Genomic DNA, 24,850 nt, shown 5'->3' with positions numbered 1-24,850 from the left:
CTGACTTTTAAGTTGCAGCTATATAACTACGGAGTGAATCCATCTTGCTCCTAGCTCCGGTATTAACTATCTTGTGAAAATCCGAGGAGGACAGAGATCCGTGCAGATCTTCTAGCACGTTCGAATAATTTCGAATAACCTGATAGCACTCAGTTTTGGAAACCATCATCTTTCTGAGTAGATAGACAATTAGGACGACATAATCAGTAATAGTTGAAAAGTCTATCGAAGGAACGCCAATCTCGGATGACAGCATCTGGCCAAGCTGATTGCCCACTTTTGCCCTCTTAAACCTAACGTCATAAACGGCACTATTATGAGCAATCGCGTTACGGAGGTCCTTGAGCGCAAAGATAGTACGCTCAAGAAGCCCGGGACCGTCGTAATTGTTCGGAAGCTTTAGGTCATCAGATATGCTCTGTCTAACCGAGCCCTTTAAGCACGAATAGAAAACACCGAAGTTTCCTAGAGTCATGACCTCGAATAGCGCCCAAATAGGCAAGGGTTTATCGCTGTCGTAAAAATGCCTAACAACAGGGTTCTTGGAATAATTGTACTGAATCAATCTATTGATTTCCGCGCGCAGACCCAGGCGCTTTTTCATAGCAGCGCTATAGTCTTTACTTTTTCTAGGGTAATCACGGTACGCCACGAGCGTTCGAGAGAAAATATCTTCCAGCACGAACGAGTGAGAATCTTCAAGCACGGCTTCTAGCGTATAGTTCTTTAGCGCAGTTTCAATAAACATTACGCTTGGATATAAGAGCGCCTTGACCGCCATATCAAACTCATTTAAGGCAATTACCTCGTCAAAGCTCGTTAAATCCAAGCAGTTGGAAGAATTGCCCACAAAACGATGACCCTTGTAGCCATGATAATAGCCGTAATTCTTCATCTTTCTTTTATGGACAGAGCCGTGCGTCTCTATCCCTTTATCCCTAAGATGTTTCATGAGGCCATTGAGAGTTTTCATTATGGGTCCTTAAGCGCGGAGCCGAAATTGAATTAATTATATCCGCTACCGGACACCACTAGAGCATTATCCCAATCGGTACCGTCCTCATTCCCCTAAAGCTGCAGCATATAACACGACTACGCCACCGGATCATTTGATGGCATCGCGAACGGATCGCTGCAGCTTATTCAACCGAAATAACGGCTCGTCTTCTATCATGCGAAATGACTGCTTTGGACAGCCGTAAATAGGAAGACTGATTCCGGAAGCGACATTTCCTCGCACGAACTCGTCTTTTACGGTGCCCCGGATTCAAGCGTGGCTAACAAGGCAATCCAAGGTATCCCGTGAAGCCTCGTTATCAAAACGCTCAAATATGCGTATCGCCGCGAGTATCGAATCATCGGGTCGCAACCGGTCGAGCGGCGCCTTAAGCCCGACGAGAAGAACCCTGGCCGAAAAATCGATAAGCATGATCACGAAGAGCGGACTCGGCGGCCGGCAATCTAATGCCATGAATCTTCCAAATCATTCTTTAACCCTTGATTGGCAATACATCCCATTATTTATTCAGCGCCATAATGGACCAACCTCAACGCGACATAGAAGAGCCGAAGTCCCGCATCAGAACCTGACTATTATTCCCGCTGCTCCTCCGGAATAAATGCTTGCAATATTATAGCGACGGCAGGAATATGTCGCAGCTCGTCACAGCTATGGTTCGCCATGTAACTGAACGCACTAGTTAGCCATTTATTCGAACCGTGAACGTATTCCACCCCATAGGCTTCAAACAAAGATTCGAGTTCTCCAGAACTCAAAACTACCAATCCCTCGCGCGCAAGAAGCCGAAGCATCTCTTCAACGCTCACGCCCAGATCATCTGGAAGGTTTTCATAAACTTGGTGCTTATAATGACTTTTCACTATTTCTGGCATTTTGTCCCGCTGCCCGCCCGGACAGCCTTCAAGCTCTCGATAAAATCGCTCAAGGGAATTCCTCACTTCTCGAATTTCATTCCGTTTATCATTGGTAGTGATAAATAGATTGGATACGCGCTTAAAAATATCGTTATTATCCAATAAATCAAAATCCGTAATTACTTTGCATCTAATTCCAGCCGAATCATAAAACTTCTTAATGCTCTCAAAACCCGGCTTACCGTTAACAGAAACAAATAGGCCGCTGTAATTGGTATCAAATTTAGAAATTAGTTTACGATATACGGCGGCATCTCTAGGGCCTTCGACAAGGACGGCCTCACTCGAAAATAATGCATCCAGATACTCGGCTGAAAAATCCGAGCGGTCAATTAAGCTCAGGATTTCCTTATTGGAGAGCACTTTTGCGCAGCGCATGTCGCCATCTCGGTTAAGACGCACGATGGTAAGCTCCTCAGAACAAGACGAGATGAGCCCCTGGAGTAAGAAGGAGCTATGCATGGAAATAAACACATTGTTGAGACTTTCGTTCTCAATAAAGTTTTTGCCCAGGATTTCCCCCATCCTGCGCGCATATGGAGGATGAAGAAAAGCTTCAGGCTCATCCAAAAGAAACACCGGCTTGCGCCTTCCCATCAAACTCAAAAGAACGGAAACAAAACTACGCAAGCCATCGCCCTCTTCGCGCAGCGGCGTAGCCTTAGACAAGATAGTCAGACGACGTGGCATATCATGTGTTGCACCACGATATTCCTCAAATGAATCGCTAACGACGGGGACAATCCTTTGGCGACTCGTGCTCGCATCTAGAACAACGTCCCTGTTAAATAGTGGAGTAATTTCGGACGCTATCGTCTTGCAGTCCGGATCGGTGTCGTATGCCGAGCTAAGGCTGTTGTAGTTATCGTCGTTTATGCCATAAGCTTGATCGCCAATCGACATCAACAGGCGATCCTCGGTACCCACATAGTCAACCATCGCAGGTCCAAAAAAGCGCAGCGCCTCGCGGCGAGCTTGTTCTGGCCCTTCATAGTTGTCGTCATCAAAACACCGAGAAAAACTCTTGCGCCAATCATCGGTCGGGGAAAAGCAAGGGGTACGATAATTCGGAGAAAATGCTATTCCACCCGGAGTCCAATTTATGCCGGTGTTGCAGTAATCGCGGAGACGCCATCCCCCATTACAACGAACAACTTTATCATCGAGACCCTATGTATCGATTATTTCATTGCTGTTTGCTGGGAAATTGAGGTGGATTTCATTAAAGACAACGCGCTTGGTCAACTCCCCTCCGGAATAGCCCACCCCTGGATTACCCAAAATCTCAGAACGAATTTCTTTAAGTGATTTACTTTTACCAGAATTATTTGGTCCAATGAATACAGTAATCTTCTTAGGCTTTACTGTCGTACCGTCCACCGTGACCAGCTCATTGACTTTAAAAGAATATCCAGCCATATTCATACTCCTCGACCGCTGCTTTAGTCGATTATTACAAACTGCGGGGACATGCAGTGAGCACAATCGATGAGCGAACTGAAACAGAAAAATGGGCTCGAAGAACAGCGTACGTGCCGCCAGGCCACTCGGTCATGGTTTCGAATCGATGACTCAGCCAAAACGGCTCTTTTGAAAACCGCGACCGGATCCCTCAGATAGAGAAACGAAAGCCTTGTCAATGCGCCACCCTTTACGATATTGTCTCAATTCTCAAAATATCATGAGGGGGAATCGAGCCAACAATCGCTCCATCAATCTTGGGCAGGCAGTAATCCGTCGACATATTACCGCTGAGTACATCAATGAAGCTCGACAATATTGAATCATGGGCATAAGGCTGAATGCGATCAAAAGAGAAGGCAAATTTGACCCTGATTGAAACCCCCAGGCTTTTCAATGCCTCAACTGCTTCGGCTCCCGCAACATCCTCTAAAGACCACGCAAATGTTTCCCCACCCAACGTTGCTGAATATTTTGAATATTGCCCGGCCATGGATTTAAGCAGGTAGAAGCAGACACAGCCAGTCCTGCGTGGATGTTCAGCAAAATAATGATTTGCCTTCTGAAGAACAGTCTCAGTTTGGCCCAAGTTCAACCCAACAACCCCGGAAAGATAGCGAAATTGGTCAAATGCCTCTTCCCTAGAGAAAGCCTTCAAACCCATTTCCGCAATATCATCCGCAGAGAGCACTCTGGTAGCATGCCATCCAGTTATCGTTTCTTCTTCTAGCAGTTCAGCGAGAATGGCCCTTTCCGACCCGTAAGACCCAGTCAAGCGTTGGTGATAATCTGAAAATAGGCGCATTATGTCTTTTCGACTATCCAAGTCGTACATCTATCGACCCTCATCCAATCTGGACGAACAGTTGCAGCAATTTGACAGAACGCCCTTCTTTATAGAAAATTGCCTCGCAAAACCTTCGTCAAACGAAGCTTGCAGTTCTTTTAGAAAATCTTGCATCAAGCGTAAGCGGCAACATTTCATAACGAAGGAGCATGTCGACAATCGACAAGTCGACCAGCATCTTAAAATCTAGATTTGCATACTCCCCTTGCGTGCTCCTTCCTCAACTTTAGGAAACCCAAGCCGATAGGCACGCAGGCGAAAATAGTTGCTGTTCTTTTCCAGATAAGCTCTAGCATCTTCTTCACTCATCAGCGAGAAATGGACACCCCTAGATTTGAGATGATCAATCTGCTCTGACGCCGTAAGCCACGGCTTTCTATTGGCGTCGGTCATCAGATCTCCGTTCGCGATGATTAACTCAAGATTTTATATTAAGGCGTTTAACTGAGCGAATCACTAAGATTTGGCTGTTACGTCAAATACCCTTTAGCGCAACAACCCGAATACTCTGAAACTAAGGAATGCCAATCCGATTAATGGAATTATTCACCGTGCATTTGAGAACATCATCCTGCCCATCAAAAGTCATTGGAAAATACTGCAGGTAGCGGTTGCCAAGTATGTCCGAGTACGTGACGAGGATGCGATAGCCGGCCTCCATCACCGGCTTTGCTTCACCACCAAAATAGATAACCAGCTCACTCTCCCCTCCCACTGGAAGCTGTCGAGTCTGGCACCAGGCGACCCGCGGAGTTCCAAAATGGGCCCACTCATTTCTATTCGCAATTCCAACCCTCACATTAACCGCAGGCCCAGCTCCCATACTGGATATTGCATAACGATTAGCGGCATGCTCGTCCACAGGACTCTCGTCGCAAGGAATAGCTGGGGCTCCGCCATCAATCAGCAGACGATCAACGCAGTCCAAAGCACCCGATTTGTATTCATCGTCCCTGGGATCAGCCTCGGTAAACACACCGTGAGCGAAACCGTTCTTCGACATACATAGTTGCTTTTCCGACAAACGGGTTAAGGCAATACAAGGGAGAACGTTCATCACATCAGAATGATTCCGGTCTTCTCTACCAGCTAGCAGCGAGAAATACAGCACCGCGACCGCCGAAATTGAGCCCACTAACGCGCCAAGATACCCAAGCAGGCCGTTAGCGTCCCATACGGGATGCAGCCATGGAACTGGTGTATCAATTGAAAACGCAATCTGAATGACTATTAGCAAAAATACAGAGAGCACCACAACGCAAGCAATAAACGCCTTAATTAAATCGAATACCGAAGGCTTCCTCTTGCCCGAACACATTCCAACCAAACTCATTTCACGAAACACACGCTTTAATAAAGTTGGCCCCAAAATCGGTTACCTGGTAGCTCCAGCGATGGAAAACGAATTTCTTGTCATCTTCAAGCTCAACCTTCGCCTTCGCATTTTGGATAGCCTCGCTTGATTCGAACCTTTCAAGCGTAGCTTTAACATCATCAGCATAGTAATCACAACGCTTGAGGATGCCAAGTCGATCCAGGTTTCCCAGATACACCAGCGATTGATCAGGGTACTCGCAAACACCCTTACAGCACTCGTTATAGCCTTCTACGATTAGCGTCCATTTAATTGGAACTAGCTCGTCTGCGCTGACAATTCTTAAGTCAACGAGCGGAATAGACGCGTGTTCAGCATCATCAGAGCCAGTCAACGTACTCAGTAACTTAGTCTCGTCGGGACTAATCTCCTTAAGTAGCTGAACAAAACTGGGGTGGACGTACTCTGCCGTCCGATCATCCATCGAGGAAAGTAACAGATTCGCATACATCCCTCGTAATTCCTCGCTGTCATAGCAATATGCGAGTTGTTGAATTGCTGGAACTGCGATATGCGCCGGAGGTTCGGTAAGATGCTCCTCGGGAATCTTATCAACACGAGACTCTATAGCATCGATAGCCAGCTTGATGCTTTCCTCTCTATTAACAACCCAGCGATTCCACGAGGAAAGCCAAATGGCAACAGTCCGTGGAACCAGGCTAACCGTTTTTCCTATCGACTCCGCAGAGGGATGAACAAGGTCGTCATATGCCTTTTCAAGCACCGGTATAGTGGCAATTTCATTAACCTTATCGAGATCCATATCAAACTCCTTGCACCCCACCGTCGGTAAGCCAGTAAAGTCATCTCACACTAACGCACCAACAAGATCGTCTATCAAACGGGCTGGGAAACACCCCAGCCCTAACAACCCAGCAGGAAACACACTATTCCTCACAGGCATGGCTACGCAAGCGCGACGGCAGCAATTTGTCAATCTCCCCCGGCTCAAATGACTGGTGCCCGTTCTTAAGCCTGTCGCGAGCCTTCTCGTACGCCTTGTCGCTCGTCCTTGGCGCTTCATCGTATATTTCGGCTTGCTTCTCAATGAGCAAGTCGCGGCATCTGCGGATCTCTCCAACTTCAAGGTCGTCAAAATCCGTAAGCAACGACTCATAGTCCTGAAGAACAACCCAGAGTCGATTAGCGCAACGCACGTGTTCCTCAGCTTCCTCGGGCAGCTTAGAGCCACGGGTATACAGATTTAACCCAAGCGATAAGGCCGAGGTAATGGAAGCGACAACAGCCCCAACTCCGGTCCCGGTTTGACCTATAATGACGCTAATTACTCCACAAGTTGAAACCGCAGTTAGAATTATCTGGCTGATGGAAATACGATTGACCGTCTTACGCTTTAGAGTTGCCGCTTCCTGCTGCGTCTGATATGTATACGACAGCTTGCCGTAAGATTCCTCAATCTGTCCGCGCAGCCGCTCCCTATAATCCAATCTATCCAAAACAACCTCCTAGCGCGCCATTTGGCGAAGCACCTTTCCGAGGCACTCATAACTTTTGGCTGTATCGATAGCCTGCTGGCTACCTGGGCTAAAAAGCGCGAACGGCACCGCGCCTTGCAGGGAAAGGCGATTAAACTCATCCAAAAGTTGCATCTCATATGCCCCCGCTGGTGCAGAGCTCTCCCCATTCGCCCAACGCCAACCAGCAATCGCGGAGAACACGAAGCTATCGATAACGATGCCGGACAGCCTATAGCTTGAGAAGCTCGCGGCGTGGACATTTCGAATATGCTTGCAAGTGTCGAACAGGAGTCCCCTCGAGCTTGCGTTTTTCTCTTTCATCGCCTCCTGCTCCGCCTTGGGATCAGTCGCAAGCCATCGACCGCCCATATGAGTATCGGGGTAGTCGTAACTCACAAATGATCCCCAGCTGTCCACACGCTCAAATGCCGGGAGAAGTTCAAACTTCATTCCATCCGAGAAACTGACAACGACAACCTGACCATCACCCTTAACATCAGTCGTAGAGTAGGTTTCGGAAACTGCGGATTTAACAGCCTGAAGTAATCTTGATTGTCCATTCCCCCTATACATGTCATAACGCTCGTACTCGCTCCTAGGAAGGGACAGCAATACGTCAAGATCGCTATCTGTTGTTGCGGTACCACGCCCATAAGAACCAACATACAGTGAATGTGCCGTCTCGCTGTTGGAACTCCAAAACTCCGAGTTCACAGCCTTGGTAATCCGTTTGTACCTTTTGGAGATCAATTCTCTCTTTGCAGATTCAACGCCAACGATATTCTTCTTAACTCGGTCCATAAGCTCAACAACCTCACAATCTGCTCACCGACAAAACGACAGCCTAGGTCATGCCACATGAATAGCAGCGGCACTAATCCATTGAATCAATTTTACCGCCGAACACCCATGCGAACATAAGTGCTCTTATTAAGGTAATTCATATAAAACGGCTACGCGGCATCGGCAAAAACACCGCCAGAAACAAAAGGGCAGCGACCCCACATCGACTCCGATATCCTACGCCATTTCGCGGTGTTCTTCATCGTTCGAACAAAAGGATATATACGTCAAAAAACGAGACTGCACACGGCAAAAGCCGCTCGGCACATACATAATTAAAGAGATGCGGTTCCGCCGTAGAAGTGGTTCACCGGAGTAAGCATACTCGTCTCGCCCGCACGCTCATAATTGACGCCTGTGTCAGAAGGGCGTGATTTTACTACATCCATCATGCTTGACCCAGAGGTCTTTAACGGAAGCACCGTTACACCTGGGCGGCAAGCGATGCGAAAGCTCCTTAAAAACTGAGACGCGTTCGACCTACACTTAATCATCGAATCGCAGCCAGTCGATCGTCGATTAAAAAGCGGCGACAAGAACCAAAGGAGGGCACATGAAGAGCATTGCCACGCAGAGCTTGACCTATGCAGCAGCCTCGCGGACTTTTCCTGGAAGGTCTCGGTGCCGAGTCTCGAAGAGTCGCAAGGCGGCCTCATGCTGGAGTTGCCACATCGAGCATAGTCAACTATGCGCGGGCGGGACGCCGCTAACGGCCAACGCCCCAACAGTCAGCCACTCCCTCTCCCACAACATTACCCAGAAAGATCGCTGATGTTGACTGGGGTTCCCGTAAAATAAAACCCCAACTAAATATGTGCGGAGTGCCGGCCTGGAGCTGCCTTCGGACCCTATTGTCTGCTCACCGAGAGGCTCCGCTATGAAACGACCCCTTTACTACCTGCTCTGCGCGATCGCGTGCACGTCCATGGTCGGCGCGACGATGCCTATGGCGGCCATTGCGGAGGCGATTCAGCCTCAAGCAACAGCCGAGCAGCAGGCACAAGCCGACGCCACGAGCAGCGGCACAGGCAAGGCCGAAGACGGCACCAACACAAATGCGACAGCGGATACAGTAGAGGACAGCACCGCAACATCCACCGGCACCAGCCAGACCGACACCGCGGACGCCAACGCCACAGACACCGCCATGCCCGGCACCACCGCCGCAACCGGCACCCCCACCCCATCCCTCCGAGCCCAAGCCACCCCCGCGCCCGCCGCGATCTCCGCCACGTCACAAACCGGCTACGCCCACTCCACTACCGCAACCCAAAACGGCGTCACCTTCACCGTCTGGTGGAACGACGCCCCCGCGGGCACCGCGACGACCTTCCACGTAACCCAGGCCGACGGCTCGTCCCAGGCCAAGGCGCGCATGGACGTGCCCACCTACTGGGACGGCGGCGGCCAGGAAAGCGTCTGCGACCCGTCGCGCCAGGCATGGTCCAGCTACCACAGCCTGGGCACCGCGGGCCACGACTTCACCTTCGACTTCACGGCGTCGGGCACGTACCGCATCCACTTCTACTTTATGGACAACGACAGAAACGACCCCCAAAACGACAAGGGGATCTACTACCTGCGCACCACGGCGGAGGTAACCGTAAACGACGCCGCCCGCCCGAGCGTCGCGCAGATCGTCAACAGCGCCGTGGACCTGTGCAGGCAAGAGACAAACGGCTCGGAATACGACATGGCGCTGTGGCTCCACGACTGGACGCTCGAGCAGCTGGAGTACGACCACAGCCTCAACTGGTACGGAGACCTGGACCAGCACCAAACATCAGCAGCGAACCAGCTATTCAAATAAGCTTCCGCCTGACGTCTTTTGCAGCAGTTCGACAAAACCGATCTGGTTTAACACGTGCTTAATCGCATACGTCTCAACATATCTCATAAGAAGCTCAGTGAGTTCCTTAATGAACCGTTTGAACTCATTCTCGGTCAGATAGCGCTCAAGCATCCAAACCATTCGAATGTAGTTGACGTTTTTGCGCCCACCGACCTTGGCGCAATAAAGCCTCTCATCATGGGCGCAAACATTGCGGAATTTAACGAGGACCTCAATCGAAACCCTCGCGTCATCCACACTGAAAAACCCGAGCTTGTGTGATCCGGTCCTACCCGTCGAGTCCACAATCATTTTGCAAACCGCAGACTTATCCTTGGGCTTCATTAAGTTATAGAAATGTTCGATGTTCCCAAAAGTCAGGTCGTTCACCAGCACCCAAATGGGCACCGCACCATATGAATTTCGGTAATGAGCGATGAAATCTGATTTGCTATTAGATACCCTACGACCCAAAACCGACGTAAGGCCAGCAATCTCTTGCGCGAAATTGGCCCCATTTTTCCCGGCGCTAGCAAATTCATTTTCATCGCAATAATTTGACTGGAGAAGATACGCTTCGGGAGCTCGGTGGGCATTCGAAAAAGCATAGGCGACCGCAGTCTTGATTTTAGCCTCAGCCAAAATCAAATATCGAAACGTAAGAGACCTTAGCTCTCTATCAAAAGTGAACAGAGTATATAAATCCGAAAACGATATGCCCTCAAGATACCGATCTTCGCCAGACTCTCTACTCTTGCCAGTATCGAGAAATGGATCCTTATAGCCATTGACAATTGAGTAGTAGCCCTCACGCATCAGAGTGGGACCAGTATCCTCATCGACATCCAAACCGCGAGATTCAAGAAGTCGAACTTGCTCATCGATAGTCAAAAAGGGCTTATCAGACATACCAACTCCTTAAATGAAGAGAGACGGCCATCCATAAGAACAGCCGTCTCTCCGCAGGACGTAGGCCCGTAGGTTGACTACGTCAATACCGCTATATTTACTTTATCCCCTGGACTCCAAGGGGTCAATTCAAATTAGGAGAGCAGAAATCCTTCATGAACCTGTTCCGACTGCGGCTCGATCACTAAGATGTCCTGCGGAGCAATCGAACCTTCAATAGCCCCATCAACCTCAAGCGAGAGCTGATCAGCATCGGAAAAACCGTCAAGCGCCTTTACAAACTTTGACATAATTGGATCCTGAGCATAAGGCTGGATACGATTAAAATTAAAGGCAAATTTCACCCTGATCGGAATTCCCATTTCCGTCAGCCTCTCACCCGCACCAGGCCCTAAACCGCCCTCCACCGACCACCTAAACGTTTCCCCACCCAAAGTCGCTGAATATTTCGAATAACGGTTGCTCATAGACTCAAGCAGATAGAAACATACATGGTTGCTCCGACGAGGATGTTCGTCTAAATAATGCTTCGCTATCCGAAGAACCGCATCAATCCTGTTTGAATCTAGCCCAACGATATCGTATAAACTGCGAAACCGATCAATCGTCTCAGTTTTTGAATATGCTTTGAGTCCCCCGTGCCTTATTTCTTCTTCCGAGAGCACCCTAGTCGCGTGCCACCCCGTAATTTTTTCCCTATTGAAAAGCTCTATGAGTGCGGCTCGACCCCTTCCATCAGAACCGCACAGCTTTCGATAGTCAGAATGCAATCGCATTAAATCGATACGGTTATCGAGATCGTACATATTTCAAGCCCTTCTTTAACGCCATCACACGAGTAGAATTGCTCAAGGCGAGATAGCAACAACACTAAAAAGAATATTTGTCCGCTTGAACACCGCTGTTTATTGCGAGACGGCGCACACGGCGTCGACGGGAAAACCATCGATACAGACAACGCTGTTAGCAATGGCATCCGCGCCTTACATACCCCAAGGCACCTTTAACGGATCAAATCTTGGAAAGGCGATTAACTCACAAAGCGAGCGTTCCAGCTTGGAGCGAACAGCCATAAGTTCGGTTTTAAACCCTTGCAAATCCAATCCCATCTGGTTATTACAGGCTATATCGAGTATTGACCACGAGGAGGAGCAACCGGAAGGATCAGACACAAGCTTCTCCGAAAAGTCGTAGTGCATGAATGCGTTTCGCAAAGGATGAGCGCGCTTAATCCATCTCTTATCTTCTCTCGAAATAAGCCTCTCGACTTCAGACAGAAACCTGTTCGTACAAAGATCAAGCTCCGCATGGGTCCTTGCAAAGGTAGTAAATATCTGAAGAGCCCTTGCGACATGGTCCAAACTCAAACAGGAATACTTAATAAAAACCGCGTCAGTAAAGAATCCTGCTTCAAACAAAACATCAACTGATACAAGCAGCATAAGGAGCTCAGAAAGAAAAAAGAAAATCACGTCGTCCTTGCATCCAATGATTTTTACCTTTTTGACCAAATCTTCGAATCGGCGATCATTCGAACGAGTTTCAAAGGCTGAAACATCAAAAACAGACCGATCTGCATAATACGATTGAGAAAAACGATATAAAAAGCTACCAGAAAACGCCGAATGGTATCCGATTTCATACGGAAAGCTAGTGGCGCTTGAACCGAGAAGCTCCGATGAGTCCTTGGTAAAGAGATGAATGGAAGAAAAGGTTGCATAACAGGGAAGTTCACCGTAATAGGTGATTCCGATATTGTTTCGAAACCTATTGAGAAGCTTTGGAAAGGGACCACCAGAGAATTGCTTATTGAGTTGATCTATTACGGCTCGGGTTTCCGAAAGATAATCATAGAAGCTCATTTTGTTCGAGCTGAGAGACTTTGTCATATGCCGAATACGAGTTACGCGTAGATCTTCTACGGGAATATGAAAACCGAGCTTCTTATTAATGAAAGGAATCGCATCGTGCACAGCAACCGCTACGAACGGAAGCGCCGTGATATCAAGAGCGATTGCCTCATTGGGAAATTGTTCTGCATGTCTCACCATACGACCAATGAATAGGCCCTCGTCGATGATAAGCCGCCAGCTAAACAAATCTCTGGAGTCAAGGTGGATATCTAGCATTGTTTATGAATACCCCGTTTACTATATCTAAGCCCGAAACACCCATCGCAGGCTCCGCCAAATCCGCTTACCCATACGACACCGGCTATCGCCTGGTCCAGAATCTCGGATTTAAACTCTCCTTTTCAATATGCTCGGCAAAGGCGACCCAGCTGCATCTCCATTCCGAGTAAAACGACTCAATCTCTAAAGCAGAATAGTTTTCGCCAATTTTCGAAGGCAAGACTGAGCCATGGGCGATTTCATTTCTTTTGTATTGGAAGTCATCGATATGACTCCAAGCTCTTCCCAAAATTGGCGCGGGGTCCCCCAAATCAAATAAATAACAGATAGTCCTAACCTGGGTCGACTTCATATAGCTCCCGTCATCTGGAAAATAATCAGTGAACTTCAAATCGCGAACACAAGAGTCGAGTAAAGACCGAACGTCCCTGGCGTTACCAATTTTGGTTTTTACATTAGACGCATCAGCATATGACCGAAAGGATGAATTTAAGGCTGCTGCTATAAACCCATCCTGCATGTTTTTCAATTTTCCCCTATAAGAATTGGCCGTCTCAAGAACAGCTCGAACAGTCCCTTTGAGTAGCTGCTCATAGGCCGAAAAAAGAAATACAAAGGAAATACCTTTAGCCGTCTTTACCAGAATATCATCAGGAGAGGGATTCGATTCTCTATCGCCGATCTGTTCGAAAATATTAGCGGACCTCAAAAGCAGCTCAAGTTCCGACATGGACTGTTCAAATAGATCGATCTGAGGTTTAAGGCTCAATGTATCCATGATTCAAAAAAGCCTCTTTTGCATAAGCAATCCGCCCCTTTACCTTAGGAAGCGAATTAGTTGCAGACGTCGTATACCCACGAAAAGCCTTAGAATCGATCCAGTTGTTTTTACTGCACACCTCAAGCTGGGGACATACTCTGAGAGCCTGCGCAGCCCCAACAGAGACTCCCTCAAACACGTTAGCAGGAGTTGATCCCTTTCCGCCCCGCTTCAACCCATTCGGAAAACACCGAGCAAGATAATTCATAACCCGATTGAATTCATCTCTATATTCATCAAGCAGCTCCTCATCGTATTGATTGCCCTTCTCGATAAAGGAGTTAAGGAACTCTTTAACCGAGTGTTTAAAACCCTCTACACCGTTTAAATAAGCAAAAAACCTGAGGACATATTCCTGAAGACTACCATCCGACTGGCGGTTTTTGGGGACAACAACAACAGTTCGAAAATCAGCATTGGATGACAGTTCATTAATTAAATCGAGAAAAACTCCGCGATAGATACAGGATCGCACCTCTTGAGATGTCAATGATATGCCTCCCGTATTCAGGCGCTCAAAGAGGTCGAAACGGACCTGACGATCGCTTTTGTCATTCAGAACCGTTACCTTTATTGGGCGATCGAGAAAAATCGAGCGCATGTCTTCTGGCAAATCCGAAAAGCAGCATCCATTAAGCTCGGGCAGCTTGCTTAATCCCTTAAGACATAGAGGAGCCTTCAAGCCCAACTCCTCGCGCTGTTCCCCTTCAAGAATAAAATTGACAATCGAGAGGCTACGCTGAAGTCCGTCCACAACTTCCCAAACAACAGCCTCATCTGGAGTAGAAGAAGTTGCCATAAATAAATTTGGAACCGGAATTCCCAGCAGAACCGACTCTATAAGGCCAGACTGTCTCTCATCGTCCCACCGAAACTGCCTCTGGTACTCAGGAGCAATATCGATTCTCTTTTTCAAAATCCTTCTTGTTAGCTCATCGCATGTAAGATCGTAAGTATCAAAACTAACTTTCATGCGCTGCGCTTGTAAAGCAGAACGCATGTCTTGAAACGTGGGTTTCATAATGCCCCAAACGTCATCGACCACTAGACCACTTCTGAGTTATTTTACTTTACGAACCGCGTTCACGAAATATCGACTCGCTTATGACAGGGTGGTCGCACGCATCCTCGCCCACAAGCGAGAGGATAGTCGAATCAGCCGCATTCCAGGTTCTTCAACGTCAAGACGATCCACTTCGGATTGGGCACTACGGCAACTATCACGACATCACCCAATCCGGCACGCAGGTTTGAGAAGCCGCCCTTATCTTGACAGCCAACACCCCGGAGCATACGACGCGGCCTGGCGCACGTCAAGCAACGAGAGGACTCGCCATGCCAATAGACGACATCATCTACCTACTGAAGTTCGCTCCCCAAGAGGAGTACATCGACGACCTGATGGGCGCCTCTATATGAACGCCGCCGACTACTACCACGGTTTGCCTGGAGAGCAGGGCGATCCGCTAGAAGCGTCTCTGGCGTACGGCGTGGGCGTCTACGCCCATTGGCCCTTACCGATCTACTGCATGTTCACGGTGCGGGAGAGCGACATCGTTGACAACGCTGTCGTGATTACCAAGCGAATGGTCGAGGAGTTCAGGTGTTCCGACGGCTGGATCGGCATCGTGCGGTACGACCGCTTTGAGCGGCTGCTAAATTGGGATATCGATTCTGGAGACGACATTTCCCTACACGGCTCCGTCCTCTATGGCGCTCCAACCCCTCCCCAACATTCCCCAGAAAGATCGCTGATGTTGACTGGGGTTCCCGTAAAATAAAACCCCAACTAAATATGTGCGGAGTGCCGGCCTGGAGCTGCCTTCGGACCCTATTGGCTGCTCACCGAGAGGCTCCGCTATGAAACGACCCCTTTACTACCTGCTCTGCGCGATCGCGTGCACGTCCATGGTCGGCGCGACGATGCCTATGGCGGCCATTGCGGAGGCGATTCAGCCTCAAGAAACCGCCGAGCAGCAGACGCAAGCCGACGCCGCCACGAACAGCGACACAGGCAAGGCCGAAGACAACACCAACACAATCGCGGCAGCAGATACCGCAGAGGACAGCACCGCAACATCCACCGGCACCAGTCAGACCGACCCCGCGGACGCCAACGCCACAGACACCGCCACGCCCGGCACCCCCGCCCCATCCCTCCGCGCCCAAACCAACGGCACGCCCGAGGCGATCTCCGTCGCAACAGAAACCGGCTACGCCCACTCCGCCACGGCAACCCAAAACGGCGTCACCTTCACCGTCTCGTGGAACGACGCCCCCGCGGGCACCGCGACGACCTTCCACGTAACCCAGGCCAACGGCTCGTCCCAGGCCAAGGCGCGCATGGACGTGCCCACCTACTGGGACGGCGGCAGCCATGAGAGCGTCTGCGACCCGTCGCGCCAGACATGGGCCAGCTACCACAGCCTGGGCACCGCGGGCCACGACTTCACCTTCGACTTCACGGCGTCGGGCACGTACCGCATCTACTTCTACTTTATGGACAACGACAGAAACGACCCTCAAAACGACAAGGGAATCTACTACCTGCGCACCACGGCGGAGGTGACCGTAAACGACGCCGCCCGCCCAAGCGTCACGCAAATCGTCAACAACGCCGTGAACCTGTGCAGGCAAGAGACAAACGGCTCAGAATACGACATGGCGCTGTGGCTCCACGACTGGACGCTCGAGCAGCTGGAGTACGACCACAGCCTCAACTGGTGCTCGGCCGAAAGCGGCCTCACCCGCCACCAGGGCACCTGCGAGAGCTACCAGCGCATCTATTCCAAGCTCCTTGACGCCGCGGGCATCGCCAACGGCCGCATCACCGGCAACGGCCACACCTGGAACGCCGTAAAGATCGACGGCAAATGGTGCCAGATGGACCTAACCTGGGACGACACCAGCGACAACTGGTACGGGGACCTGGACCAGCGTCATCTGTACTTTGGCCTGACCGACGAACTCATGGCAATCGCCCACTCCGACCACACGGCAAACTACCAAAGGGATGACTACGCCTACCGCTCGACCGACCTATCCAACAATTACTTTGTGCGAAATGGCAAGGCCGATAAATGGGCCGAGAAGTATGCCGACCGCATTCAGCAGCAACTGGATACCAGGGAAGAAAGATTTTCCATTGATGCCGATAATCAGTCTTTCCCGCCGAGCATCTCGGGAATTCAGAATGGGATTGTTGCGTATGCGATGAATCAAATAGACCGGAAGACCGCTGGAAACAAAGACTATCTATCTGCCGAGTCGAAGGTCGAGATGATGTCGAGCAGCAGCTGAACCGCGGCAGGGGCTCGACACCTGCTCGGTGGATGCCGTCCCCCAGGCGGTGAAGGTGAGGGGGATCCAGCCCGAGGGGATGTAGGAATGCGATAGGAAAGTCATAGATGCGGGCGTGCTGGCTAAAATGGGTCGGCCGGGATTGGTCAATCTCGGCCGACTATATTTGGCTAAATTATTCCATCGCTAACACAGAAAGCTCGCTGATGTTTACTGGTGTTTCCGAAAACCCCAACAAAATATGCGCGGCATGCTAGCCCGGTGCTTCTTTTGGACCCTATCGCCTGCTCCCAGAGAGGCTCCGCTACGCCCCCCCATCGCCCACCATGTGCAATCGCGCGCATGTCCATGGCAAGCGCACCAATACCCATGGCGGTCATCGCAGAAGCCATGCGGCCTCAAGCAACAGCCGCGCAACAGGCACAAACTAAGACAGCAATAAGCGATACTGACAAGGCCGAAGGGACCACAAGCTCAAACACCACCGACTCAAGTGATTCCGCAGTAGATGTCAAAAGAGACAACAACGCCGCCCCCGTCAGCGCGGCCAGCGCAACCGACAGCACCATCCCCCATTAGCTTCCTCATCGAGCAGCGCGCTGGGCGCCTCCTCGATGGTCTTCCTCGGAGGAGTCTTCATTTCCTTGCACAGCAGTTCCTCGTCGACCGTTACGATGTTCGCAAATTCGGCACGTATCCCATTCGTCTGTGATTCGCTGCTTAGCCGCCAGAGACCACATGACAGAGCGCGGACCGTGCTCCGTCATGTGGTTGTCAATTTCCAAAAAACTTGACGTTACCAGTGATGCGGTTTCAAACCGGTTAAAAAGGGGTATCGACCCAAGCCGATACCCCTAATGCAAGCACGCTTTAATCCAATTAAGCCATTATCAATACTGCTTTATCGGATCAGCGTGCATCGTGAATTGAAAGCCAATCCAGCAAGCTATCGAAGCTCTCTGTAAACTTGATCCCGTTTTTCGTGAAATAGCATATTCGCGGGTACATCTTTAGAAACAACGCTATTCGCAGCGATGACCGCATTATCGCCAATGGCTACACCTTTAAGCACCACGACATTCGCGCCAAGCCAGACGTTGTCGCCAATATGCACGGGCGCTGTCGTAGTCGGCTGGTCCCGATACATGATCCCATCCTGCGACATACCGTGGTCGAAGTCATACACATGGACGTTTGGACCAAATAGGCAGCCTCTACCAATCTCAATTCGTTCATGAGCAATCAGGACGCAACCGTAATTGAAAGACGTTCGTTCACCGACGCTAATAACGCCTTTATCCGATACGCGACAATAAAACGGTCGCCTGAAAGCCTTCGTCATGGTTATCTGGCCAGGGAATCTCCCTGCAAGAAACGCCAACTTACCCCGGACATAAATCCAGGTCGCCACATGCTCAACAAAGTCCATTAAATTCAAGAGAAACGCCCCTAGTAACTATTTCCTTTTAATAAGCTGTTTCACAAGAGTCTTGAGAGATTTCACGAAGCCGTAGGCGCCAACAAACCGAGCAGTGCCCTCGAACCCCTTATGCTCATAAGCCTTCCAGAAACCATCAACGTTACCCTGCGGAGAGGACGACCTCTCCAGCATCGGATTACCGGGCAGCACCTCTTCAAGAGATATATCTGTTACGCCGGGCTCAAATACACCAGATGCGACAATACGCTCGGCTAGCTCACTATTAACCATAACAACAGAAAGTCCCTTATGATCATTAAAACCTTTGCGAACTCGATCGACGCCAAGAAAATCAGCAAGAGTAAAGTCGGAAACCCTGTTGACGTCGGTATAGGCGCAGTTATAACAGCTGGAATTTAAAGCGTTATTGCTATAGAACACATCTCGCCAAGTATTAGATTCAATCGTGTCGTAGAGAGCAGTGCCGTCGTCCAAGAGAGCCTTCTCGACATGGACTCCCCAACCTCTGTCCTTGGGGCGATGAAAATATTTGATGACCTTCTTTCCGGACTTTTTTTCCAAAAAGGAAATGTATTCGCGGAACATACGATTACTAGGTGTGCCATGGCAGATTAAATCGCAGGTAACCAACTGTCCGGAATAGTTTTTCTTAGACAGAAAACTCCTAAGACCCGCAATTTGGCATGGGGTTCCGCTGTAGAGCACGTCAAGACCTTGTTTCAAGTCGTTATATGCTTCGACATATGAAGAGCCAACGAAGCCCTGTGAGTATTTTGAGCCTCGACAAGATTGCGCGTCGTCAACAGAGGCACAACGCCGCTGAACAACGCGGAAATCTTCATCGAAGCAAGCGCCGTAAACGACGCCGCCATTATTTAGGACGTAAGTAGCCAAGGTCCAAAACGCGGCACCCGAGGAACTTTTTGCGCGTTCGGCGTCGTCAGCCTGATAAGCCAATACCCGACGAGAGTTCATCTTCAGATCGTCGCTCGTCAAACCATTAGCCGGACATACCCTCTGGCACAAACCGCACTCAACACATTTTGATTCGTCAATCTTCGGACGGTAAAACCCATGAGAGTCTTCTACAATCTGAATCGCCGATCGAGGACACACAGACAGACACGCAGAGCACCCGGTACAGCGTTGACTATCTTTGCAGATATCCATGGAATCCCTCCCTATCGTTAAGAATCATCTTGTCTGAGCCGCAAATAGCAAACGCCGCCACACATGAAATGAAATACGGTATGTAGCACTGCGGATCGTATAAAGGGTTGCCTGAAAAGCAATAAATTAGAAAGAAAATCTGAACACCCAAACAGGCCCACAAGCAAAAGGAGTCCCCATAAGGACCTTCCTCTAAAAGAGATTCAGATCGATGCATGGCTGCAAGGATGGAGAGAAACGCAGGCACAACAAAAGCCGCAAGGCCAATCACACCCGTCTCGGCAAGCAACTGAAGGTATACGTTGTGAGCACTCATCGACGAAAAGCCAAGATTGCTGTACATTGCACCAAGGGAGGTAGTGGCAACATACTTGGAATAAGTCCCCCAACCGCAACCAAGTAAGGGTTTTGCATAAAACATACTCCAAGCGCAATCGTACAAATAGCTTCTGCCATTGCCCGTTTCATCATCTGAAAGCTCAATAAACCTCTCAAGAGTCGCCTGAACAGCGGGAACAAACGTAGCAAGAACGCCGACAGCTATTACAGCGATTGCAGCAACAACCAAGGTCTTGAGCATCGTCCCGGTAAGCTTCTTTCTATTTACGAACAGATACGAGATGACGATAGCAGCAACGGATGCAACCAAAGGACCCCGCTTAGTAGTCAGAAAAAGCGCAAGCAAGAGCATCAGGCTCAGCATCAAATCTTTAATCCGAACCTTTTCCCTGCTACCAGCAAGACCACAGGCCCAAGAGACGAGACCCAAACTCAAATAAATCGAATTAGTGCTGTAGTGCGCCGTGAAGCCAGAGCGATAGTCCCTAGCCATATAGCTACCTGAAAAGAAGGCAGATTTAACTGGCAGATAAAGTGCGGGGACTAGCCAGAAGACGATGGTGCAGAACGCATGAAATGCTGCAAAGGCGACAAGAACCCTAAGGCATGAAGTGACCCAGGATCGCTCGCCTGCCGCAACATACATGCACAGAAATAGAAGCGTATAAACTACGAGCAGGGTTAAATTAGCCACACCGTATATCAAACTATGAATAGAGAACAGCACAAAGAAAGGTGCCCAAGCCAGCTCAAGGCCAAATCTTTTGCAAGCAAATCTTCTGTTAGTCACAAAATGCAGGAGAAACGCCGTAGCAGATAGCAGGAGGCAGACATCGAGTGCAAGCGCAGAAGCAGCGAGCGATTGGCAGAAAAAGGCGTAAAAGAGCAGTGGAATGAACACCATGGACCCATCATTTAGGGAAAAGCGTCGCTCTAACTCAGAGCAAGACTCAACACCGGCCCTAGACGCGCTGAAATAATTCATCCTATATAATCCTCATAAAACGACCAATAATCGAACTATAGCTAGGCCTGTCGAAGAAATAGAGCGTCGCGCATGCGGCGACTGCGCCCCAAATGACAAGACCGATGGCGACCGCAATCCATCCTGTCCAACTTCCAGCGAAGCAAGACAGTAGATAGCCAGGCATGGCCACGAGAACGGTCTGTAATACATACACGCCAAACGACCAAAACGAACTCGAAAGAGAGTCCTTCGAGATTTTACGAGGCTCGTAGAGCAAAAGGTCAATCACGCGGTATAGATTGGATACGCAGGACGCAGCAATTGTGCCGACGACCCCAAAACGCATTGTGAGTGGGATACCCAAGACGATAATGATTGCAGCCTGCAAGCAGGTCTGCGCCCTAGTCTCACGGTACATGCCAGCAGCAATTACAAGTAGGCCCTGGGACGACTTGCCATGATAGAGAAAAACATTTAGGACGACGAGGAAACCGAGCAGGACATTGTGGTAATTTGCATCGTGAAACCCGCCTGCATACAAATCAACAAACGGCATAATCAATGAAAAAGCACATCCGCATGCCACAGCGGAGACTGCGTACACAAGCGCTCGATATGGCTTATAGGAAGACCGAAGACCCTCGTAGTCTCCCTCAGCAATCTGTCGACCAAAGAGCGCCTGAAGCCCTGTACCAAGGACATTCGGAATCATCTGTAGCCCCGTAGATACGAGCATATAAACAGCAAGAACGCTAACTTCACTCATGCTCCCACAGAGGAAGGTCGCCAAAATAACGGGCGCGCCCGACTGAACGGCTCCCAAGATTTGGAGAAACAACGCATCCCATCTCTGGGGTAGCTGATAGTCACCGTAATCAACCTTGCAATTGAGCTTCGGATAATGGCGGCGTGTATACAGAGCGAGAATCAGGCTGCGCGCAAAAACCGCAGAGAGAGCCAACGCATAGACAGCGACAACAGGAGCATGGAGATAGGCAAACAAGAAAATGACGGCCGTGTTAACCAGCGTGAAGACCGTCGATGCGAGTTGAATGAGCCAGTTCTTTTGATCGGCGGTAAGGAAAACTTGGTACTTGGCGAGGGAAAAGAAATCCACGACGATCTTGGCACCCAACAGGAAGGTAAGCACCATGATCTCCCAAGGCGCAAGCGAACCTACCGAGACAAATATGGGATAAACGACCGAAAGGCCAACCAGCAAGACAAGAAACAACATGCCCGACTTCTGATAAAAGACCTTCGAGGCCGAAGCCACGACGTTAATCCCATCCCAGTCGCCCTTAGCAATAGGCTTATATAGAGCGAAGGTCGCCGCACCAGAAATACCAGCTTCGACAAGTGCGAAATAACCAATAAACTGAGTTAGAGAGGTCACCAGACCGTTAACCTCGGATCCATATACGCCAATAATCGCCCTTGGGACGAGGAAGCCAGCAACGATAGCGGTCAACTGGTAGACCAAGTTCCAAAAAGTATTCTTTGCAAACATAAGCCAGAAACGACACCTACAATCCAATGCAGCGAGCGATAAAGGCACGCGCTGTATCACGGTCATGTGAGAGGGTCTGGTTTGCATGACCATAGTCAACAGCCGAAGTAACGACCTCGTCTCGATACAGACAACCCTCAATTCCATAACGTGCGAGCAGGTCTGTAATCCTGACGTTACTCTGAACGGCGGAGTCCGACGTTTTAACGACAAACGACTTATTGAAATTCATGGAGAAGCAGGCGCCGTGGAAGGAGTCCGTGCAAACAAACGACGCCTCACTAACAAGCTTCAAGAAAGCAGCCGGACCGATACCCCTCACGTTAATCATGCCGGGGAATTTCTTCGTGTTGTAATGAATGCAGACGACAGGAACGCCGAGCTCGCTGGCGATCTTCCTAGCTCGATCCACGAGTTTTTGCTCAGAGTTAAGCGTATAAAGCAGAACATAGGATTGAGGTATCGTATCCAAGCCGTCATCTGAGGCTAACGCCGACCAGTCATCGCCCGTAAGAAGCAGGGTCGGATCAGGCATAAATACAGATTCGAGCCCCATCTCGCTAAGGACCTCCATAGAGCTCGGTTCCCTAACGGAAAGACCAGTGAACTTTGCCAGCCTGTCGGCCGCGCCTTCATCGCATGCCAAAATGGATTCCGCCGTCGCATCTCCCAGACTGGCAGCATAAGACGCGACCTTTGTAACTTCAGCGATGCCTTCACCCAAGAAGACTGGGTCATGCCCATTAACCCGAGGATTGAAAACCTGATCGCTGCCAATGAGGACGCAGTCGAGGCTCTTGGCTCTATCAATAAGAGCTTGCTTATCCAGCTTTCCCGTAGGGCTTAGATTGCGCTTAGCAAATCGACTGAACGAATTAAGCCTCTGGCGCTCAAAACCCCTGCGAAGGAAATAGCGAACGGCATCCGAAGGATTGAACGAGAAGCACGTACCCAACTCTCGATCATCGAGTTCCTTATTGCTGTAATTGAGCACTTCGCAGTCGCAGCCCAACGACATCACGGTCCTGCGCAGAGCACATGCTTGTAGCGAAGCACCATAATTTACGGTATTCGAAAATGTGAGGATGCCTATGCGTTTCAATATCTTACCGCCTAACTATTCGCAAGCTCGTTAAACCAAATTGATGATGTAACCTTCAGTAGCGTTATCGGTTTCGATAATCTTGCACGGGTTGCCAATGACTATCGAATGATCGGGAATATCCTGGTTAACAAAGGTATTGGAGGCAATAAAGACATCGTTTCCAATGGTCACATTACCTGCAACCGTCGAGTTAATTCCGAGATATACGCGGTCACCAATCGTAGGGACGCCCTTTCTATGGCCACGGTTTTCTTGGCCGATGGTGCATCCCTTATGGATGTTCACGTTACGGCCGAACTTCGCGCCGGCGTTTACAGTAATGCCGTAAGGGTGACCAATGTAGAAGCCTTCACCAATTTGAGTTGATGGCGAAATCTCAAGTCCACACTTCCTGGAAAGATGTTTCCTCGGAAGCGTGAAGAGGAGTTTTCGCAAACCCCCTGCCTGACACATCCTTAGATAGAAAACATAGCGGTAGCCAAAATCACCTAATAACCGGCCGAGCTTTACGCCTTGCGTACCGAAATAGTGATAAGTATCTTTAGCGAATACGTCCACTCTAACTTCTCTCTCCTCTAGCAATCTTTTCGCGAACAACGCCAAAGATTCTCTTAGTTCCTACAACCAAGCCACCGTCACTAAGCTCCATGAGAATTCGACCCAAAATCTGCGAAAGCCTTCGCCCAATGAAAGGGGAACACTTACGCACAACCTTCCGCTTGATGCGATATTTGGGCTCAACCCAGCTTCCCGAAGAGCGATGGATGCTGTAGGTTTCACGCTTGATGTGATAACCGCCGAAACCGTAAACGGGGTTGAACGCTTTGGAGTCCAAGGCAAGCCAGCCACCGAAATGCTGCTCTTTATTCACGCGTTCAAAGCCGATTTTTTGAAGCTCAGCAGTGAATACCTCATTCACCGTGATCTTGTCGAGAAAATCAGGATCACAGGAGAACTCCATCGACTCATATCGTTCCACGCATGCGCGAATTACAGGGTCATGAGGCTCAACAGCAACAATCAAGCCGGTGGTGGCAGTCAACGAGGATTCTTCGATTGCAGTGAAAGGAATGCTTTCCATGAGAGGCGATATGTCTCGTATGAGCTCGCTGCCGATATCCATATAGATGCCGCCGTACTCATACAAGACCTTAAAGCGAGCGTAGTCCGACACAAATGCCCAGAGGCCCGCCGCATACGCGCCCCTTGACCAAGAGCATGATGCGAAGTCGAAGTTATCCTCATTCCACTGCTTGACCTCAAACCCAGGCGCAAACTTCTCCCACGAAGCCAAGGACCTCACAGCAGTCTCAGAGAGCGGATTGCCTCCGAACCAGCAGTAATGAATAGTCTTATCCATCGTCACGCTCCTAAATGTGCAACTTGG

General features: G+C 49.7%; 24 protein-coding genes. 3 read left to right on the top strand and 21 right to left on the bottom strand.

The annotated features are described in order from the left end of the window. Nucleotides 1-7: 7 nt before the first annotated feature. From AAAT03_RS01185 to AAAT03_RS01145, 9 genes are all read right to left on the bottom strand, one after another. Nucleotides 8-973 carry an Abi family protein gene (locus AAAT03_RS01185; protein WP_273377009.1) on the bottom strand — a complete coding sequence of 322 codons (966 nt, stop codon included), beginning with the start codon at nt 971-973 and terminating at the stop codon, nt 8-10. Nucleotides 974-1,593: 620 nt separating this feature from the next. Then, nucleotides 1,594-2,862 (bottom strand): AAA family ATPase, encoded by a 1,269-nt coding sequence (locus AAAT03_RS01180; RefSeq protein WP_349102394.1) that lies wholly within the window; start codon nt 2,860-2,862, stop codon nt 1,594-1,596. Nucleotides 2,863-3,105: 243 nt separating this feature from the next. Next, on the bottom strand, nt 3,106-3,354 hold the full coding sequence (locus tag AAAT03_RS01175; RefSeq protein WP_349102393.1) for a hypothetical protein: 249 nt from the start codon (nt 3,352-3,354) through the stop codon (nt 3,106-3,108). 232 nt (nt 3,355-3,586) lie between these two features. Then, a complete protein-coding gene (locus AAAT03_RS01170; protein WP_349102392.1) occupies nt 3,587-4,231 on the bottom strand; it encodes a hypothetical protein in 645 nt (214 codons plus the stop codon). Between the two features lie 198 nt (nt 4,232-4,429). Continuing rightward, nucleotides 4,430-4,636 carry a hypothetical protein gene (locus tag AAAT03_RS01165; protein WP_118270650.1) on the bottom strand — a complete coding sequence of 69 codons (207 nt, stop codon included), beginning with the start codon at nt 4,634-4,636 and terminating at the stop codon, nt 4,430-4,432. A gap of 121 nt (nt 4,637-4,757) precedes the next feature. After that, a complete protein-coding gene (locus AAAT03_RS01160) occupies nt 4,758-5,561 on the bottom strand; it encodes a hypothetical protein (RefSeq protein ID WP_147357341.1) in 804 nt (267 codons plus the stop codon). Between the two features lie 16 nt (nt 5,562-5,577). Further along, on the bottom strand, nt 5,578-6,381 hold the full coding sequence (locus AAAT03_RS01155) for a DUF4393 domain-containing protein (RefSeq protein ID WP_349102391.1): 804 nt from the start codon (nt 6,379-6,381) through the stop codon (nt 5,578-5,580). Nucleotides 6,382-6,505: 124 nt separating this feature from the next. After that, nucleotides 6,506-7,075: an SLATT domain-containing protein gene (locus AAAT03_RS01150; RefSeq protein WP_271729243.1), complete on the bottom strand. Its 570-nt coding sequence runs from the start codon at nt 7,073-7,075 to the stop codon at nt 6,506-6,508. A 9-nt stretch (nt 7,076-7,084) separates the two neighbouring features. Then, the gene (locus AAAT03_RS01145) at nt 7,085-7,897 is read right to left on the bottom strand and encodes a nucleotidyltransferase domain-containing protein (protein ID WP_118270654.1); all 813 of its coding nucleotides are present in this window, start codon (nt 7,895-7,897) and stop codon (nt 7,085-7,087) included. 919 nt (nt 7,898-8,816) lie between these two features. Between AAAT03_RS01145 and AAAT03_RS01140 the strand changes: the two genes are divergently transcribed. Next, nucleotides 8,817-9,749, top strand: coding sequence for a hypothetical protein (locus AAAT03_RS01140; protein ID WP_118270655.1), 933 nt, complete (start codon nt 8,817-8,819; stop codon nt 9,747-9,749). Here the strand turns inward: AAAT03_RS01140 and AAAT03_RS01135 are convergent. From AAAT03_RS01135 to AAAT03_RS01115, 5 genes are all read right to left on the bottom strand, one after another. After that, nucleotides 9,738-10,679, bottom strand: coding sequence for an Abi family protein (locus tag AAAT03_RS01135; RefSeq protein WP_118256117.1), 942 nt, complete (start codon nt 10,677-10,679; stop codon nt 9,738-9,740). The two genes, AAAT03_RS01140 and AAAT03_RS01135, sit on opposite strands and share 12 nt — an antisense overlap. A 134-nt stretch (nt 10,680-10,813) precedes the next feature. Further along, entirely contained in the window at nt 10,814-11,485 is a 672-nt protein-coding gene (locus AAAT03_RS01130) for a hypothetical protein (protein ID WP_118256118.1), read from the bottom strand. Between the two features lie 177 nt (nt 11,486-11,662). Then, a complete protein-coding gene (locus AAAT03_RS01125) occupies nt 11,663-12,808 on the bottom strand; it encodes a hypothetical protein (RefSeq protein WP_118256119.1) in 1,146 nt (381 codons plus the stop codon). Between the two features lie 85 nt (nt 12,809-12,893). Then, nucleotides 12,894-13,589 (bottom strand): HEPN domain-containing protein, encoded by a 696-nt coding sequence (locus AAAT03_RS01120; RefSeq protein WP_118256120.1) that lies wholly within the window; start codon nt 13,587-13,589, stop codon nt 12,894-12,896. Then, complete coding sequence (locus AAAT03_RS01115; RefSeq protein WP_118256121.1) at nt 13,570-14,676, bottom strand: DUF262 domain-containing protein; 1,107 nt, start codon at nt 14,674-14,676, stop codon at nt 13,570-13,572. Before AAAT03_RS01115 ends, AAAT03_RS01120 begins: the two co-directional genes overlap by 20 nt. Nucleotides 14,677-15,046: 370 nt before the next feature. On the opposite strand from AAAT03_RS01115, the gene AAAT03_RS01110 reads away from it, so the two are divergent. Both AAAT03_RS01110 and AAAT03_RS01105 read left to right on the top strand, forming a co-directional pair. Beyond that, on the top strand, nt 15,047-15,412 hold the full coding sequence (locus AAAT03_RS01110) for a hypothetical protein (RefSeq protein WP_118256122.1): 366 nt from the start codon (nt 15,047-15,049) through the stop codon (nt 15,410-15,412). Nucleotides 15,413-15,491: 79 nt separating this feature from the next. Beyond that, the gene (locus AAAT03_RS01105; protein WP_349102390.1) at nt 15,492-16,931 is read left to right on the top strand and encodes a transglutaminase domain-containing protein; all 1,440 of its coding nucleotides are present in this window, start codon (nt 15,492-15,494) and stop codon (nt 16,929-16,931) included. Between the two features lie 946 nt (nt 16,932-17,877). Here AAAT03_RS01105 and AAAT03_RS01100 read toward each other — a convergent pair. Genes AAAT03_RS01100 through AAAT03_RS01070 form a run of 7 tightly spaced genes read right to left on the bottom strand, consistent with a single transcriptional unit; the run spans nt 17,878 to nt 24,823 of the window. Continuing rightward, the gene (locus AAAT03_RS01100; RefSeq protein ID WP_349102492.1) at nt 17,878-18,360 is read right to left on the bottom strand and encodes an acyltransferase; all 483 of its coding nucleotides are present in this window, start codon (nt 18,358-18,360) and stop codon (nt 17,878-17,880) included. 27 nt (nt 18,361-18,387) lie between these two features. Then, a complete protein-coding gene (locus AAAT03_RS01095) occupies nt 18,388-19,542 on the bottom strand; it encodes a Coenzyme F420 hydrogenase/dehydrogenase, beta subunit C-terminal domain (RefSeq protein ID WP_117639272.1) in 1,155 nt (384 codons plus the stop codon). Then, nucleotides 19,523-20,866, bottom strand: coding sequence for an O-antigen ligase family protein (locus AAAT03_RS01090; protein ID WP_117773581.1), 1,344 nt, complete (start codon nt 20,864-20,866; stop codon nt 19,523-19,525). Before AAAT03_RS01090 ends, AAAT03_RS01095 begins: the two co-directional genes overlap by 20 nt. A 1-nt stretch (nt 20,867) precedes the next feature. Next, nucleotides 20,868-22,358 (bottom strand): hypothetical protein, encoded by a 1,491-nt coding sequence (locus AAAT03_RS01085; RefSeq protein WP_349102389.1) that lies wholly within the window; start codon nt 22,356-22,358, stop codon nt 20,868-20,870. Nucleotides 22,359-22,374: 16 nt separating this feature from the next. Further along, nucleotides 22,375-23,460 carry a polysaccharide pyruvyl transferase family protein gene (locus AAAT03_RS01080; protein WP_158549245.1) on the bottom strand — a complete coding sequence of 362 codons (1,086 nt, stop codon included), beginning with the start codon at nt 23,458-23,460 and terminating at the stop codon, nt 22,375-22,377. A gap of 30 nt (nt 23,461-23,490) precedes the next feature. Then, a complete protein-coding gene (locus tag AAAT03_RS01075; protein WP_197032159.1) occupies nt 23,491-24,021 on the bottom strand; it encodes a serine acetyltransferase in 531 nt (176 codons plus the stop codon). Between the two features lies 1 nt (nt 24,022). Further along, nucleotides 24,023-24,823 carry a glycosyltransferase gene (locus AAAT03_RS01070; RefSeq protein WP_117773583.1) on the bottom strand — a complete coding sequence of 267 codons (801 nt, stop codon included), beginning with the start codon at nt 24,821-24,823 and terminating at the stop codon, nt 24,023-24,025. Nucleotides 24,824-24,850 lie beyond the last annotated feature (27 nt).

The sequence above is a fragment of the Collinsella sp. CLA-AA-H167 genome (assembly GCF_040095305.1).
Lineage (GTDB): Bacteria > Actinomycetota > Coriobacteriia > Coriobacteriales > Coriobacteriaceae > Collinsella.
This window is presented reverse-complemented; position numbering and strand designations above follow the sequence as displayed.